General features: G+C 41.5%; 1 protein-coding gene and 2 pseudogenes. All 3 read left to right on the forward strand.

The features are described from left to right. A pseudogene (locus tag AB4496_RS19435) lies at positions 1 to 750 on the forward strand (CpaE family protein); the annotation flags it as partial. Next, on the forward strand, positions 747 to 2,012 hold the full coding sequence (locus AB4496_RS19440) for a CpaF family protein (protein ID WP_009845561.1): 1,266 nt from the start codon (positions 747 to 749) through the stop codon (positions 2,010 to 2,012). The pseudogene AB4496_RS19435 and the gene AB4496_RS19440, both read left to right, overlap by 4 nt. Next, a pseudogene (locus AB4496_RS19445) lies at positions 2,009 to 2,216 on the forward strand (pilus assembly protein TadB); the annotation flags it as partial. The gene AB4496_RS19440 and the pseudogene AB4496_RS19445, both read left to right, overlap by 4 nt.

The raw sequence follows: 2,216 nt of genomic DNA on the forward strand, positions 1-2,216 counted from the left end.
AAACGTATATTAGTTTTGGGTACCAAAGGTGGCATTGGAGTATCTTGCGTAAGTTCTGTTTTAGCACACTCCTTAGCAGAGCAAGCAAATCTAAAGACACTCTTGGTGGATCATGATTCAGGAGCACTAAATAGTGACATTTATATAGGTGTAAAAGGCTTGAAAGCCAAGCACAACAGTATAGATTTGAATCAGATCGATATCGACAGTGCGATAGCTAAGACCTATGTACATGGTGTGAAAGATAAGCTTGATTACTTGGTACTAGAGAAAAATGTTGCTTGCCTTACTGATCACGCATCTACATTGTACAACCTTTCCAATCAACTCATTGATCAATATAACTTTATCATAGATTCGGCGCCCTTATCTTGCTATGAAGAGATGCATGATCAGGAGTTATCAGATAAGTACCATCGCATCTTTATTGTCTGCGAACCTTCGGTTTCTTCACTGCGTTCTTATAACTCTTTGAAGAAGAAGATCGGGAAATCTGAACACCAAATCATCTTCAACCTTAATCGGCCAGCGAAAGACTTCATGATGACACTCGCGAGTGCGAAAGAGAGAATCAAAGCCAAAGATAGTATTGATTTCATGTACGAGCCGTCGCTAGAAAAAATCGTGGTACAGCAAGGTATTAATGAGTTGCTTAAATCTAAGTCTGCCACTGCCGTTCTAACTATGGTTGCCACGTTGACAGGCAAGAAAATTAAAACTAAATCACGTTTCAGTTTGTTTAGAAAATGAATCAATTAAAAGAAATTTACATCCAGCTTCGAGATGAGATCTTTGATGCTCTAGATGCCGCTACGCTTGTTGAAATTAGTAATCAAGAGCTAGAAGAACAACTCAAAGACTCGGTTAATATATTGATCGATAAGAAGCAGCTGCAAGTCAGCTCATTGAAACGTGTCGACTTAGTCAAAGCGTTACTCGATGAGTTGAAAGGCCTTGGGCCCCTGCAAGCTTTAGTCGATAACGATGATATATCGGATATCATGATCAACGGTCCTTCGGATATCTTCATAGAAATCAATGGCAAGGTTGAACAATCACCCATTCAATTTGTTAACGAAAAACAACTGAACACCATCGCTAAGCGAATCGCATCAAATGTGGGTCGTCGTATCGATGAATCAAAACCCCTTTGTGATGCTCGTTTAATGGATGGGAGCCGTGTAAATATTGTGATCCCCCCGTTAGCGATAGACGGTACCTCTATCTCGATTCGTAAATTCAAAGAGCAAAAAATTAGGCTTGAGAATCTTGCTGAGTTTGGTGCGATGTCTGTCGAAATGGCTAAGCTTTTGTCCATTGCGAGCCATTGCAAGTGCAACATATTGATCTCCGGTGGTACTGGTTCAGGTAAAACAACGTTATTGAACGCATTATCTGGCTTCATTGGCGAAACTGAACGTATTGTTACTATTGAAGATGCTGCGGAACTACAGCTACAAAAACCTCATATTGTTAGGCTTGAAACTCGACAAGCTAGCGTTGAAGGAACAGGAGAAATCACCGCTCGAGACCTTGTGATTAATGCCCTTCGTATGCGCCCGGACAGAATTATTGTTGGTGAGTGTCGTGGTGGTGAAGCCTTTGAAATGCTTCAAGCGATGAATACAGGGCATGATGGATCTATGTCGACATTGCACGCCAATACACCGCGTGATGCCATTGCTCGTACTGAGAGCATGGTAATGATGGCAACAGCCAGTCTGCCGATATCCGCAATACGTAGAACCATCGTTAGTGCAGTAGACCTTATCGTTCAAGTTAAGCGCCTCCACGATGGTAGCCGCAAGGTGATGTACATTTCTGAAATTATCGGGATGGAAGGGGATAGCGTGGTGATGGAAGACATTTTTCGTTACGAAGCGACTTCAAATTTCAAAGATGGAAAAATGGAAGGTGAGTTCAGAACACCCGGTTTATCGACTCGTTCTGTGATTTATGAACGCGCAAAATTCTTTGGTTTAGAACAAGCAGTGAAGGAGATATTTACATGACCTTAATACTGATTGCTTCATGGAGCGCTTTGCTACTTTACTTCCTTATCCATCGCTCTCGTCAAAGCAAAAAATTGAGTAGCTTAATTGAGATGGAAGCTGAGTTTGAAGGGGTTAAAGGTGTTCGCTCTGTTATCGATTCACAACAGTTTGAAGAGAGCTATAAAGCCAGAATCAGGAAAATGTACAAGAAGGTAATCAAGG

It is taken from the genome of Vibrio sp. 10N.222.46.A1, from assembly GCF_041473595.1.
GTDB classification, from domain to species: Bacteria; Pseudomonadota; Gammaproteobacteria; order Enterobacterales; family Vibrionaceae; genus Vibrio; species Vibrio tasmaniensis_A.